The following is a 12,799-nucleotide window of genomic DNA, read 5'->3' as shown; positions in this document are numbered from 1 at the left end:
GACATGTCATCCATGATAAATCACTGAAAGATCGTCCCATGCACTCCAGAGCGTGGGGGTTTTACGCAGCGCATTCAGCGTGGCGGTGGCAGCCTGGCGGTAGTCCGCTGGCGCATACGTCTGGCTCTCTAACCCAAATTCCGTCGAGTGCAGCGAACAGGCAGGCAGCAGCGTGCGAATCGCGTATCCGTAGCGCGTTAAAAAACGCGTCGACACATCCGTTAGCCACGCTTTCTGGTCGCCCGCGTGGGTCATGAACAGAGGCGCATCCGGGAGGCGTTCATCCATCAGCAGCACGGTCACCAGCCGTTGTGGAGCGAAAAACGCCCCTGCACGGCGCCCTTCGTGAGCGGCCATGAGCTTGTGCAGCGCAGGATGGCGGGTGACAAACTGAAAGCGCACGTCTTCTGGCGCGGTGGCAAGCAGCGCATCCGCGATCAGGCCAAAACCTGCCCAGCGCATGCCCAGCAGCAGGGTGCGAGGCCGGGAATAGAAATCCTGCTCGCGGGTGAATTCCGCCACGCGGGCGTGCAGATCGAAACGCACGTTGCGCTGCCACAGCGCGGGCGGGAAGATCTGCTCCACGAAGTTAAAACCACTCATCTCCCGGGCGTTCTGGCGCAGGAAATCGGCCGGGACGTCGGCCTCCGGGCAGCGCATAAACTGGCTGTAGTTTTGCGTGATCCGGCCTGCCAGCAGCGTGCGTCCGGCCTGTCGGGCGCAAAGTCGGGCATAGAGACGGGGCAGAAACATCATTGCTCATTCTCCCGCAGCGTGCCGTTTTCCATGGTGTAGAGCCGTCCATGGCAGCCGACCACCTCCGGCGCGTGGGTGACAAAGACCAGGCCAATTCCCAGACCACGCAGGTTCGCCAGCACCTTCTGCGCGGTGGTTTTATCGAGGTTTGCCGTCACTTCATCGCACAGCAGCAGCTTCGGCTGGCTGTACAGCGCGCGCGCCAGCACCAGACGCTGCATCTCCCCGGCGGAGAAAAAAGTGTTCCCCGGCAGCAGCTCCGTTTCATAGCCGTGCGGCAGACGCGCCACAACGTGGTCGATCTCCGCCAGACGGCAGGCGGCAATCACCCGCTCTTTGTCCGGGGCGCTATCAAAACAGGAGAGGTTATCCAGGATTGAGCCGGTAAAGAGAATATCGTCCGCGTGCACGATGCGAATATGCTGGCGCAGCGAGGAGAGATCGCACTCGGTAATGGGGATCGCGTTGATCCGCAAACTGCCCGAGGTGGAGAGCAACATCCCGGAGATCAGACGCAGCAGCGTGGTTTTCCCGGAACCGCTCTGGCCGACAATCACCGCCTCTTCTCCCTGCTTCAGGGTCATGTTGATGTGCTGAAGCGTCGCCTCACGCCCCGGGTAGGCAAAAGAGACATCCTCAAACTCCAGACTGACGGGCGAGGTAACAATCTTCCGGCCGAACTGGCTGGCTTCGGAGGGGGCAAACAGCAGGTCGCCAACGCGATCCAGCGGCCCTTTCAGCGCATTTTTGTCCAGCAGCTTTTGCGCCACCTGCACCATCGCATCGGAGAAATAGCGTTTGTAGCTTATGTAGGCGTAGAGCATCCCGATACTCATCTGCCCTTCCAGGATAAGCCAGGCGCCGAAGCAGACCACCAGCAGTTGCTCGGCGTTAATTACCAGCAGCGAGGCGATATCAAAGCGGGCCAGCAGGCGCTCTTTGCGCATCAGGCCGGCAATGTGTTCGCGCTGGGATTTGTCCATCACCGCGTCCCGGGCCTGCTCCATGTTGTTGGCCTTCAGGGTGATGATCCCCTTCTGCGTCTCCACCAGCAGCGATTCATACTTCGCGGTGCGCTCGATGGAGTCGTCCACCGCACGCTGGTAAGGGCCAATCAGCGAAAAACGGATCAGGAAGAAAACCCCCATCAGCAGCATCGTCAGCACGGCGATTTTCACGTTATACAGCAGCATAAACAGCAGGCTGGTGAAGGCGATCAGGCTGGAAAAGAGGATCTGCACATAGCCATTGCTGATGAACTCCGCGCAGGCATGGAGTGATTTTTCAATCGCCAGCACAATGCCCGGCGGGCGGCTGCGGAACCAGCCGGTTTGGGTGCGCAGCATATAGCGGCGTACCGACTGGCTGAGGTCGTCATAGGCAATGTTGCGCATCAGGATCTCAAGTATCTGCTTGAGGAATTTACCAATGACTTCAAAAATAAAAACGATGGCGAAAATCGCGGTGAGTAAGATCACCAGATCGTTGTCGTTGCGCGAGATAGCCTCATCCATGATCAGCTGCACGTAGGTGGGGCTGGCCAGCATGGTGATGAGGGTAAAAATCGAGAGCACAAACAGCAGCACCTGCCGCTGGAATAAACTCGGGGATTTATTGGCCAACCGTCCCAGCGTGAGCGTCTCGTCAGGCGTTTTTTTGTCGAAGCGCGGCGTTGGCTTTAGCTCCAGCACGTAGCCGGTAAAGAGTTTTTGCGCCTCTTTGAGGCTGTAGCGACGCACGCCGCTGGCCGGATCGTGAACCGTCACGCTGCGGCCGTCGACCTTCACGATCACCACGAAGTGATTGCCGCGCCAGAAGGCGATAAGCGGCAGTTCGGCACTTTCAATTTCAGTGAGTTCGCCCTTAAGCACCCGGCCAGTCATATTTTTATCGCTGGCGAGGGTCATTAATTCCGCCATTGAGGTTCCCGCGTCGGCAGAGACTGAAAGCTCCCTGCGCAGCTGGCTGACGGAGACGTGGTGTTCATAGTGCCCCAGCACCATCGCCAGACAAGCCAGTCCGCATTCGGTAAATTCATGCTGGCGAATAACGGGTGTCTTACCCTTTTTTTTATACTGAAAAAGCGAAAACATAATTATCCGTGGCTGAAATAAAAAAATGGCCCGGCAAGCGGGCCATAGGTGCATAGGTCAACAACTTATGCGCTGAAGAAGCCGCCGATGAAGCCGCCCAGCAGGCCAAACACACCACCGACGGTGCCGCCCAGCGCGCCTAACATCTGGCTGCCTGCGTTATAACCTGCGCTCGCGCCCTGAATGGCAGCAGCGAACGGATCCCAACCACCGATGATGGCCTGTGCTTTTTTGAAATCGATAACTTGCATGATTGTCTTCCTGTTAATCTGAATTAGTTGTAGCTGCCAACCAGCGCACCCAGGAAGCCCATTACGCCACCCAGAATTCCACCAGCCACACCACCTACCATACCCATGATGCCTGCACCGGTGTCGTAACCCAGCTGTGCGCCCTTAACGAGGCCAGCGAATGGGTTTAATGCCCCACCGATAATGTCTTTCGCTTCTACGAATGAAATCGCTTTCATTTTATTCTCCTGTAGTTGTAAATCTTCAGCTTGCGCCAAAGGTTAATTTCCTTTTATGAAGGAAAGCGGTTGTTACGGGCAGCTTGAAAGCGGGATGATTTTATTTCCGTAAATAATCATCCGCCTTGCGGGCTGCGCGTAATTATCTATTTCCAGCCGTTGACCCGGCGGAAGATATTTTGAATCATTATATTGTGAGCTACATCCTTGCGAGGAAACATATTTAAACCAGGTATTCCCGGTATTACTCACCACCCCGTTGCTAAACGCATAATCAAAATGTCTTGTCCATGGCCGGACAATTAAAATAGCCTCAAGCGAAACCACCACATCCGACTGAATGCGTTGGCCTTTGCTCATCACAACCCGCGCCTGGAGCGGCGTCTCGGTGAATTTAACGCGATAATAGCGCTCCTTGCTGTCGTGCGGGCCGGTGTAATAAAACTTAAAACCGGCCTGCCCGCCGCTCTCCAGCGTTAACTGTTTCGGCGAGAACATCACCTCGCCATCTTTTATTTCAGTCTCTTTCCCGTGCTCTTTAGGAACATCGACCTGAATAAGCGAAACAGTATAATTCTGTCGGACGCTGGTATCGTTTTTTATTGGCTGAAAAACAACTTCTTTTTCGGGTAGAAAATCAATATTTAGGCTTTCAATAATTAAAGCATTTGCGCTTGCAGAAATGAAGTAATTTATTGCAAAAATAGCCAGGAATTTTCCAGTCATCATCATTTAATTCCAGGAAGCGCTGACATCAATTCGCCCCTGTGCCGTGACTTCACCAAACCAGCTATTACCGTCATAGGTGGTTTTCGAGACCGGGTTATTCATCACAAACTGCAATACCAGCGGCGTTTTCCACAGCCACATGTCCGTCACCCCTGAGCTTATTTTGTCCCACTCTTCCGCATGGCTGGCGGGGGCAGGAATGGACAGCACGTCGCCTTTGCAGTTATGCGCCTTCAGCGTGTGGCTTTTGCCCACCAGCACATTGCCGGGTATCGGCACGGTGAAGCCGTTGCCGCTAAAGGCGCAGTAGTCCACGCCGTTCAGGCTCTGCGTCGGCCCGGTGATCTTCACCGTTACCGCGATCGCCGCGTCTTTCTGCGCGCCGCTGTAGGTAATAGTGTAGGGGATCTCAATCGGCGCCTCGCCAATTGTCCCTTTTCCGGAGCCGCCAAGGCCGTTAGGGTCGAGCGTGTAGTCCGGGCTATCCGGCACAATCGCAAGTCCTGGCTGGATAGGGTTAATGACCAGTCCCCCACCCGGCTGGAAGCAGAAATCCGCCGCCAGCGAACTGTTGCCCGGCGTCAGGCACAGGCTGACAATATTGCCAATGTTGCTGCCATCTCCCGCCTGCGCCACGCTCAAAATCAGCGCCTTCGGTAAAAAGATTTTAAGGTAGGCCTTACCGCCGTTTTTTTGCGGCGCAGCGAGGAAGGTATTCGCCAGCACGCGGGTGTCGCTCATAATGCCGCCCGAGATGCTGTACCAGTTACTCTCATCAAAGGTGATTTCCGCCGACAGACCCGTTCCGCCGCTCATGTGCGACTGCAGCACGCCGTTAACGCGGGATGACGTCAGCGCCAGGCCCGGGCTATAGCCGGTGATATCTTCTCCGACGAAAGTATATTCCAGCAGCGAGCAGAGCACGCCCGACACCGTATTACGGGTGTATTTGGTACAGGTCGCCCCGGTTGTTCCATCCACAATCGTGACCTCGCCGCTGATCGGGTCTATCCCCAGATCCAGCGCCCGCGAGTTGGTCATGGTCAACGTCCCCACCTTGTGCAGCGTGTTGGTGGTGGTCACCTTATTGATAGAGGAGGTCTGCGGCGTGGAGGTAATGGTCACCTCGTTGCCGGGGGCCGCATTGAGCAGATAGTTAAAGAACGGATCCCCCAGCACCCAGCGGCCATAAGAGCTGCCCGGCTCAACGACCGGGGGCTTCACCACCATTGAGGTGTCGGTATAGCTGGTCGTTGCGGTATAGCCCGTGGTGCCGCAGCCTGAAGAACACGCGGTGCCCTTAAAGAACGGCGAGGCGCTGGAGCCGGTGACGCTGAAGTTAATGGTCAACGCGCTGCCCGCAGGGCCGTTAAAGCTGTTATCCGGAATATACGTGGCAATCCCGTTGTTGGTTTTGGCGCTCAGGGTTGGCCACTCCCGCGAGCCATGTAAAAACGCGGTCGAGGTGCTGTTCAGGCTGAACAGCGCAGCCGTGTTGCCCGTCCCGTTGTTATCCGGGTTGTTGATGGCGAAATAGGGCATCTGCTGCGCCTGCGCCGCCGCGCTTATCAGCAGCAGATTAAGAGCGAATATTTTTTTCATCGTCACGTTCCCGTGTTCCTTTTGCTTCCTGCCAGACGAAATCGCCCTTATCGCAGGAGATGTCTCCAAGCCACAGCGCGCCGCGGTTGGACTCGATATCCAGACGCACCTCGCAGACGCTGTTGTCCGGTGTGGCAATGCTGAGAACCGGATTGTTCTTGTCCACGTCAATCACGAAGCGACCGTCGTTTTCGGTGCGGGTCAGCCCAACGTGGTTTTTGATTTGCGTGGCGCTCACCGGATTACCGTTGGCATCAACAAGGCGACCAAACAGGGTGACGATTTTTTTCACCTGCGGCTTCATCACCACCGTGTTCCCCGGGTAGACCGTGATATGACGACGGGCATTCGCGCCAATGTCATAGCTTTCGGTGCCGGTTTCACTGTTCATCACCTCAAGGTCATAGGCCTGATAGGCCGGCAACGACAGCCAGGTTTTATCGCCCTTAATCCGCTCCGTACGACCGTTGAGCTTCAGCGTGAGCGACTCGTCGGATTTCAGCCCGGTACTGACAATCACCCCCGCGCTGTCGGTACCTTTACCCGCCGCAATCGCCTCTTTCGACCAGCCGACGCTGCCGTCACTGGTCAGCGTGGAGTTCCAGCCTTTGCTGGTGCCGCTCTGCACGCTAAGAATGTTGCTGTTCCACGGCGTGTCGAAGCTCACGCTGCCCCCGCCGCTCACGGTGCGATCCTGGTTGCTGCTGAAGGCCCGCGAGACGTTGGCGGTGACCGACTTCAGGTAATCCCCTTCGAACTGGCGGCTGGCGCTGACGTTGAGCGCCGTGCCGGTATCGCGGTTATGGGAAACGCCCACGGAGACGGTGTTACCCAGCGGGATGGCGAAGTCGAGCATCACGTAGCGGTCTTTCTCTTCGTAATAACCCTCGTATTTATTGCGCGACATTCCCACCCGCAGGCGCGCCGTGCCGTAACGACCGGCGTACACCCCCTGGGAGTAGTCAATTTGATAGCGTTTGTAGCGGTATACGTCGTCTTCCTGCCGCATCAGGCTCAGGTTCCCGGCAGACGGCAGACCGAACGACGGCAGGCTGAACGACGCGCCCCACGTGTTGCCTTTGTTTTCATAGATATCGAGGAATTTGCCGCTGGAGAGCTGTTCATGCGAGTACCAGACCGAACCGATATTCCACGGCAGGCTGACGTTAGCCCCGTAGTTGGCGCGGTACGTGCCGTCAGAGGCGGCCATCGTCTGGGTATTTACCGAGAAATACCCGGTCAGGTTCAGGGAGGCCCACAGTTCGCTGACCACGTGCTCGCGCATCATATAGCCGGACGCGTTCCAGTCGACCATCCCGCTGCGCTTGCTGAAGGAGGTGCCGACCAGCGACATGGTGTCTTTATGTTTAGTGTCGTAATCGTAGTAGTAGCTGTTGTCCTGCTCGTTTTTCCGTTTGGCGTACTTTTTATAATTGACGACGGATTTGTCGCGGCTATAAATACCGCCCCACGTCTGCCAGCGCAGCGACTCCGACACGTTATTGCTGAAAGGTTTGTTCACCGTGTACATGCTGCGCGACACGGTGCGGCTGCCGCTGACCACTTCCACTTCTACACTATAGATACCGTAGGGCAGCGCGCTGGTATCAATTTCGTGGTTGCCCACGTCAAAGCGCTGAATGCCGATAAGCTGGCCGTCACGACGAATGCGCGCTTCCCCGGCGGTCGGGAAATAGACCACCACTGGCGTCAGGGAGAGGGTATTGTCCCGCTTGCGCGAGTTGGCCTGGTTCCCTACCGATACGCCGTACACTTCCCCGCCGGAGATACCGCTGACGCTGGCCAGAGACTGCATCGCCCAGCCGTTCAGCATCCCGGCGGCGTAGCGCATGCCCTGATAGTCGCGTTCCCACATCACCGCGTTCATCTGGGTGTCGCTGCTGTTCTCGTTAACATAGCCTGAGCCATCGACCAGCAGGTGATCGACCCCCATCGAGATCCAGCTTTTGGCGTTGAGATAGCCGGAAGACCAGCTGTCGCCGTAGCCGGTCTCGGTATGATACGCGCCGAGGTTATAGGAGAGCGTGCCGCTCAGGTCGTCTGATTCAGGGGCATCGATATCCACTTCACGCGGGCGAATATTCACCCCGTAATCACGTTGAGAGAGGTTCAGCAACAGGCGCATCTTTTTCTGATCCAGTTCGAACGCCGACCCGGCGTTCACCGGAATACGCATGTGGTCGTCAAACTGCTTGCCGTTGATGCTTTGCAGCAACGTCCGCATCGCTTTCGACAGACGAATACCGTTGTCTGACTCCTGGACCTGAACATCGCGCAGCCCGAGTTGCCGATCTTTCGCGTAGATCGTCACGTCGCCAATACGGACATATTCGCTCACATCATTTGCGCTGCCCGCCTTTTGCGTTGCATTCGGGCGGGTATTGACCAAATAAACCGGGATTTTGATCCCCTGCTCCAGCAGGGCATAGAGCGAGTCGGGAAAACGGTAATTAGCGATAACCACGGAGCTGGAGGCAGCATGCGCAGACGCGGGCAAAAGGCCGGATGCGCACGCCATCATCACCGGCAACACTAATTTATTTTTCACCATGCATCCTTACTTAACAGGAATGAACTGTTTCAGGTCCCAAATTCCGAGATGAAAATGGTTGTCCGTAACGTTGATATCGTCGATCGCGCGAGAGGTACCCGGCATCAGGTAAAAGTTTTTAACGCACGGTGTGGTCGGTGATTCCGGGTTGGGTTTCAGGCATGTCCCGCTCGCATTAACGCGAAACGCGGTATTGCCTTTATTGGTTATCTTTCCGGCCACGTAGACAAAATCGACGTTCTTCTTCCGGGGCTGTACCACCAGAATGGTGCTCACCACGGCGCGGGTCATCCCTTTGCCATTCTTTTGCGTGCCGTTATCGAGATCTTCGCTGACCCCTTCATCAATGAAGGTAATGCGGTAGTAGCGTTCCCGGTCATCGGCCTTACCGTGGTAGTAAAATTTGACGATATTGCTGGTCCCGGCGGGCATGACCATGCGGGTAGGCGTCAGCAACAGTTCGTCTATTTTCTCCGGATTAATCACCACGCCTTCATCCATCGGGCTGCTGATACGCTGGGCGCTGATGGAAATAATGCGCACGCTATCCGCTTCGTTTTTTAATTCCTTGGCGATGGAGTCCGCATTGGCAGGAATAATGGTGGTGACTTTGCCAACATTAATCGCCAGCGCGGAGGAGGAGATAAATAATAAAGAGAAGAAGATGGGTTTAAGGCTAAACATGATATTTCCCTAAACAGGGGCTTACGCCCCTGTGACTGTCAGCTCTTAGCTCCAGGTTGCGCGGAACGCAACGGATACAGTACCTTCCCACAGGCTGTTGGTCAGGTCTTTGAACGCTTTCGTTGCACCGGTGTTGTCCTGTGCAGAATCGACGTAGAACACAAATTTGTCCTGGCCGGTCACTTCGGTATTCGCCGTTGCGCCTGCGCTGGTGGTCAGGTTCCACAGGCCAGAAGAGACGCCAGTGTTGTTTGAAGAGTCAACCAGCGTAGTCCACGCTGTTGATTTCGCACCCACAGTGCCACCGATGGAACCCAGATCGGTACCGCCAAAGCGCGCGCCCACTTTCAGTTTGGTTGTTTCGCCGCCAACGCTGAACAGGGTGTTGTCAGAGTCATCAACGATCGCTTCCAGTTTGAAGTTGGTAGCAGAAGAGTGGTCACCACGAATTACCACATCAAACAGACCGGTGTCGGTGTTAAAAGCTTTCGTGTTTGCGCTGTAAACGAAGTTCAGTGCACGCGTCGGCGTAACAACCAGATCGGAATCGCTGTCTTTCGTTGCAGAAGCCTGCCAGGTTGCAGAAGCGGTAGTTTCCGCTGCATTAACAGCGCTCAGGGCGGAAAGAGACAGCAGTGAGCCCAGAACGATAGCGTTCAGTTTATTCATTTATTTAGTCCTTCAAAAAAGAATCCAGATGTTTAAAAAAGGGGAGCCCCTTTTTCGAGGCGGAGTATAGTCACCCCAAAAATAATGAGGCAATACAGAAAATTTCATTCCCCTCACAGGAAAAGATGAAAAATAACAGAATGCTTTTGCATCTTGTTGTTACATAATGAATAAAATTGAGACTTTTTGATTAATAGACAAACATCTATTCTTATTATTTTGCAGAATATCAGGATGTCGGCACGGCCACGCACATCATTATAGGCAATACCAGCCCTTTAATTAGCCAGACACGACTCTTCACTTGGGTAACATAAAAGAAGTCGATACCATCCAGCAGCAGTTCATTGACAATACCATCCGGTGCAACATCATCCTCAGATTTGTGCAGCTTTTTTCCTTTAATATAGTAAATATCACTCCCCGCAACTTTCTCAACATTAAGCACATAGTTGCGTTCAATTAAATAGCGCTTGCCTCCGCGAGTGAATACGCCTTTATGGATCACCGTGATCATATCTTTGCTATTAAACAGAAGTAGCGTCGTTAATGACAGACCGGTTGTCTCTCCCGTTGAATAGGTTTTCCTGGAAATGGTATCAGACTGACAGCCAAATCCTTTCTCCTGGTTTTTTTCAGGATAAAACAGGGCAATGGCGATAACAGCAAGCAGCAGTACCCCGCTCAATAATATACTCAGGTATCTCTTTGACATGTTCTTAACTCCCTGTCAGGCTTCTGTAAGAGATGCAATTTTTATAGCCATCGCCACTATCCTGCCGATAACAGACAGCCAGGAAATCATTTTCCAGTTGTGACTTTTTAAATTTTGAATAATACGCATCAGCGGTTTGATGTTCGCAGTCTATTTGTTGACGTGTAATGGCCTCTTTGGCCAGGCTAAACCAGGTCTGTTGCGACTGATACATATTCTTATCGATAAGATAAACCGTACAGCGATCAATTTTGCCCAGCAGATGGATATCGGACTCTTTCGGGCGTTCGGTCACGCGCATGTTTTGATAGAAAAGAAGTGCCGTAATACCGGCAATGGCGACCAGCGCCATCACGCACAGCGTGGTAAAGCCGCTGTCCCGACGACGCAGGCGTGCTGGCGGGTCTCGCTGTTGAGTCACAACATCGGATGCCTCCGCCGCGATTTTCTCCGGGGCAGAAACGGGTGGCCTCACCGTGTGATGTTCAATATGCGCGGCCAGGCTAAAACCTTTACCCCGAATGGTCTTAATCAGCAGAGGGTCACGTCCTAAACTACGAAAGGCTTTCCTGATTTCACTGATGGCAACATTAAGACTGACCGAGGAACCGGAAAAACCGCGGTCTTCCCAGACTTTCTTAATCAGGTCGTCCCTGTCGAGGGTTTTGCCATTATTAATGATGAGTTCATATAACAAACGTGCCGCCTGATTGGATAACTTAATTGAAGATTCCTCTTCTCCATTTATCATGATCACACCGGAGTCCACTTCATAAAGCATTGCGAGATCAATAAGATACTTCATATGATTATTACACCACTGTTATAAACGACTGTATTTGTCTCGCAATAATAGGTCTAAAGGGTGTGTGGTCAAGTCATCAAATATTATTTGAGGATGCGGCATAGAAAATTTCATAAATTCACAATTATTAATTCATTAATTAAGAGCTTCGAATGAAGGTGTTTAGATTATGATCTTTAAAAAAATATTATATCAAGATTATAATCTTATTATATTGAGTTTACCGGAATAATGTTTTGTTATGTGTCTTTTTGATGCAACATAATATCGTCAAGGCTCGTACTCAGGTCGCTATGCGCGTTAGCCGGTAACAGTGTGTTGCGCAGCCGGGAAACATTCTTTTTTATATAAAACAAAACATTATGGAGTTTATCATGTTCAAAACGATCATGACCGTATCTGTGCTTGGCGCAGCCATTGCATCTACTCACGCGATTGCCGCCGATAACTCAGCAGGTGGCGTAATTAACTTTACCGGAGCCATTACCGATACCACCTGTACGATTAATGGCGGTAAAAGCGCCGATATGACCGTCGCCCTCTCACCAATTTCGGTTAAGGATGCCGGAACGACGGTTGGCCTGATTACTAAAAATAAAAAATCTATTGCGTTAACCTTCTCCGGCTGTACGCCAGCAGCGGGTACGACCGGCACGCCGCTGAAAGTGTACTTCTCCAGCGCCGATAATATTTCTACCGACGGTAAATACCTGCTGAATAACAGCGTAAATGAAAACGATGCCAGCGTGGCGCGTAACGTAGGTTTCGCATTAGTGGAACCGGGTAAATCAACGCCTGTTACGCTTAATCAGGCTTACACCACCAGCATTATGGGTACCGCAACAGCGCCAGATTCTGAAACGCTGACGCTGGACGTTTATTACTATAAAACCAACGCCGCTGCCGCAACGGTCGGTGCATTGAGCTCTAACGTGACGTACACCATTTCCTATCTGTAATTTCAGTTAAACAGGCTTCGTCCCTGCGAAGCCTGTTTTTAAGGTTACCATTATGCGTAAGATTATTATGCTGGCATCTCTGTTGCTCAGCGCGGGCCACGCATGCGCCAATATTGTCATTAATGGCACGCGTGTTCTTTACCCTGAGAATAACAAAGAGGTGATTGTTCAGTTAATCAATACGGGTGATGCCCCTGCACTGGTGCAATCATGGATTGATGACGGCGATATTAATTCCACACCGGAAACGGCAAACGTTCCGTTTCTGTCATCACCGCCGGTGGTGAAGGTCAGCGAACATAATGGTCAGCAACTGCGTATTAAAAAGCTGCCTGCGAATTTACCGGGCGATCGTGAATCGGTCTTTTTCCTGAACGTGCTCGATATTCCCCCGAAGCCGGAAAATGTGCAAAACCAGAATACCGTTCAGCTGGCGATTAAATCACGCATCAAACTGTTTTATCGCCCGGCCGCGTTAACCGGCACGCTGGATGACGCGACGGGAAAACTGACGCTGATTGCCAGCGGAAAACAGTTTCGCATCGTAAATGAGAGTCCTTTCCATATTACGGTCGCCAATATTTCCCAGGGCAAAACCAAATTACTGCAGGAATCACCGATGGTATCGCCATTCGGTCAGCTCACCGTTGCGGCGAAAAACGCGGTGAAACGCGGCCAAACCTACCAGCTGATGTATGTGGACGATTTGGGTGCTTACAAAACCCGCACGCTCATCAGCCAGTGAC

At 53.1% G+C, this 12,799-nt stretch carries 13 protein-coding genes; 2 read left to right on the top strand and 11 right to left on the bottom strand.

Translation table 11 applies throughout. From position 1 onward, the window contains the following. Window positions 1–6 precede the first annotated feature (6 nt). From PYW49_RS19615 to PYW49_RS19565, 11 genes are all read right to left on the bottom strand, one after another. A complete protein-coding gene (locus tag PYW49_RS19615) occupies window positions 7–756 on the bottom strand; it encodes a hypothetical protein (protein ID WP_320387285.1) in 750 nt (249 codons plus the stop codon). Then, window positions 753–2,849, bottom strand: coding sequence for a peptidase domain-containing ABC transporter (locus tag PYW49_RS19610; protein ID WP_320387284.1), 2,097 nt, complete (start codon window positions 2,847–2,849; stop codon window positions 753–755). Before PYW49_RS19610 ends, PYW49_RS19615 begins: the two co-directional genes overlap by 4 nt. 65 nt (window positions 2,850–2,914) lie before the next feature. Beyond that, window positions 2,915–3,100, bottom strand: coding sequence for a hypothetical protein (locus PYW49_RS19605; RefSeq protein WP_134348306.1), 186 nt, complete (start codon window positions 3,098–3,100; stop codon window positions 2,915–2,917). 23 nt (window positions 3,101–3,123) lie between these two features. Beyond that, the gene (locus PYW49_RS19600; protein WP_134348305.1) at window positions 3,124–3,318 is read right to left on the bottom strand and encodes a hypothetical protein; all 195 of its coding nucleotides are present in this window, start codon (window positions 3,316–3,318) and stop codon (window positions 3,124–3,126) included. A gap of 72 nt (window positions 3,319–3,390) precedes the next feature. Next, window positions 3,391–4,047, bottom strand: coding sequence for a hypothetical protein (locus PYW49_RS19595; protein WP_455350761.1), 657 nt, complete (start codon window positions 4,045–4,047; stop codon window positions 3,391–3,393). Window positions 4,048–4,050: 3 nt separating this feature from the next. Beyond that, entirely contained in the window at window positions 4,051–5,649 is a 1,599-nt protein-coding gene (locus tag PYW49_RS19590) for a receptor (protein WP_320387283.1), read from the bottom strand. Continuing rightward, window positions 5,627–8,221, bottom strand: coding sequence for a CS1-pili formation C-terminal domain-containing protein (locus tag PYW49_RS19585; RefSeq protein WP_320387282.1), 2,595 nt, complete (start codon window positions 8,219–8,221; stop codon window positions 5,627–5,629). Before PYW49_RS19585 ends, PYW49_RS19590 begins: the two co-directional genes overlap by 23 nt. Window positions 8,222–8,227: 6 nt before the next feature. Next, window positions 8,228–8,905 (bottom strand): EcpB family pilus assembly chaperone, encoded by a 678-nt coding sequence (locus tag PYW49_RS19580; RefSeq protein WP_134348302.1) that lies wholly within the window; start codon window positions 8,903–8,905, stop codon window positions 8,228–8,230. 45 nt (window positions 8,906–8,950) lie between these two features. Continuing rightward, a complete protein-coding gene (locus PYW49_RS19575; RefSeq protein WP_134348301.1) occupies window positions 8,951–9,574 on the bottom strand; it encodes a common pilus major fimbrillin subunit EcpA in 624 nt (207 codons plus the stop codon). A gap of 229 nt (window positions 9,575–9,803) precedes the next feature. After that, complete coding sequence (locus PYW49_RS19570; protein ID WP_320387281.1) at window positions 9,804–10,289, bottom strand: hypothetical protein; 486 nt, start codon at window positions 10,287–10,289, stop codon at window positions 9,804–9,806. Between the two features lie 4 nt (window positions 10,290–10,293). Then, a complete protein-coding gene (locus PYW49_RS19565; RefSeq protein ID WP_320387280.1) occupies window positions 10,294–11,094 on the bottom strand; it encodes a winged helix-turn-helix domain-containing protein in 801 nt (266 codons plus the stop codon). 374 nt (window positions 11,095–11,468) lie between these two features. On the opposite strand from PYW49_RS19565, the gene PYW49_RS19560 reads away from it, so the two are divergent. Both PYW49_RS19560 and PYW49_RS19555 read left to right on the top strand, forming a co-directional pair. Beyond that, the gene (locus PYW49_RS19560; RefSeq protein ID WP_134348298.1) at window positions 11,469–12,053 is read left to right on the top strand and encodes a fimbrial protein; all 585 of its coding nucleotides are present in this window, start codon (window positions 11,469–11,471) and stop codon (window positions 12,051–12,053) included. 52 nt (window positions 12,054–12,105) lie between these two features. Continuing rightward, complete coding sequence (locus PYW49_RS19555; RefSeq protein WP_320387279.1) at window positions 12,106–12,798, top strand: fimbrial biogenesis chaperone; 693 nt, start codon at window positions 12,106–12,108, stop codon at window positions 12,796–12,798. Window position 12,799: the final 1 nt, after the last annotated feature.

This window comes from Enterobacter chinensis, from assembly GCF_034008295.1.
GTDB classification, from domain to species: Bacteria; Pseudomonadota; Gammaproteobacteria; order Enterobacterales; family Enterobacteriaceae; genus Enterobacter; species Enterobacter chinensis.
Note: the sequence above shows the minus strand (reverse complement) of the source record. Positions and strands in the feature narration are given on the sequence as shown.

Excerpts from the sequence above, each read along its gene's own strand:
- PYW49_RS19615 (WP_320387285.1), bottom strand. The coding sequence starts at position 756 with ATGATGTTTCTGCCCCGTCTCTATGCCCGACTTTGCGCCCGACAGGCC.
- PYW49_RS19610 (WP_320387284.1), bottom strand. The coding sequence starts at position 2,849 with ATGTTTTCGCTTTTTCAGTATAAAAAAAAGGGTAAGACACCCGTTATT.
- PYW49_RS19605 (WP_134348306.1), bottom strand. The coding sequence starts at position 3,100 with ATGCAAGTTATCGATTTCAAAAAAGCACAGGCCATCATCGGTGGTTGG.
- PYW49_RS19600 (WP_134348305.1), bottom strand. The coding sequence starts at position 3,318 with ATGAAAGCGATTTCATTCGTAGAAGCGAAAGACATTATCGGTGGGGCA.
- PYW49_RS19595 (WP_455350761.1), bottom strand. The coding sequence starts at position 4,047 with ATGATGACTGGAAAATTCCTGGCTATTTTTGCAATAAATTACTTCATT.
- PYW49_RS19590 (WP_320387283.1), bottom strand. The coding sequence starts at position 5,649 with ATGAAAAAAATATTCGCTCTTAATCTGCTGCTGATAAGCGCGGCGGCG.
- PYW49_RS19585 (WP_320387282.1), bottom strand. The coding sequence starts at position 8,221 with ATGGTGAAAAATAAATTAGTGTTGCCGGTGATGATGGCGTGCGCATCC.
- PYW49_RS19580 (WP_134348302.1), bottom strand. The coding sequence starts at position 8,905 with ATGTTTAGCCTTAAACCCATCTTCTTCTCTTTATTATTTATCTCCTCC.
- PYW49_RS19575 (WP_134348301.1), bottom strand. The coding sequence starts at position 9,574 with ATGAATAAACTGAACGCTATCGTTCTGGGCTCACTGCTGTCTCTTTCC.
- PYW49_RS19570 (WP_320387281.1), bottom strand. The coding sequence starts at position 10,289 with ATGTCAAAGAGATACCTGAGTATATTATTGAGCGGGGTACTGCTGCTT.
- PYW49_RS19565 (WP_320387280.1), bottom strand. The coding sequence starts at position 11,094 with ATGAAGTATCTTATTGATCTCGCAATGCTTTATGAAGTGGACTCCGGT.
- PYW49_RS19560 (WP_134348298.1), top strand. The coding sequence starts at position 11,469 with ATGTTCAAAACGATCATGACCGTATCTGTGCTTGGCGCAGCCATTGCA.
- PYW49_RS19555 (WP_320387279.1), top strand. The coding sequence starts at position 12,106 with ATGCGTAAGATTATTATGCTGGCATCTCTGTTGCTCAGCGCGGGCCAC.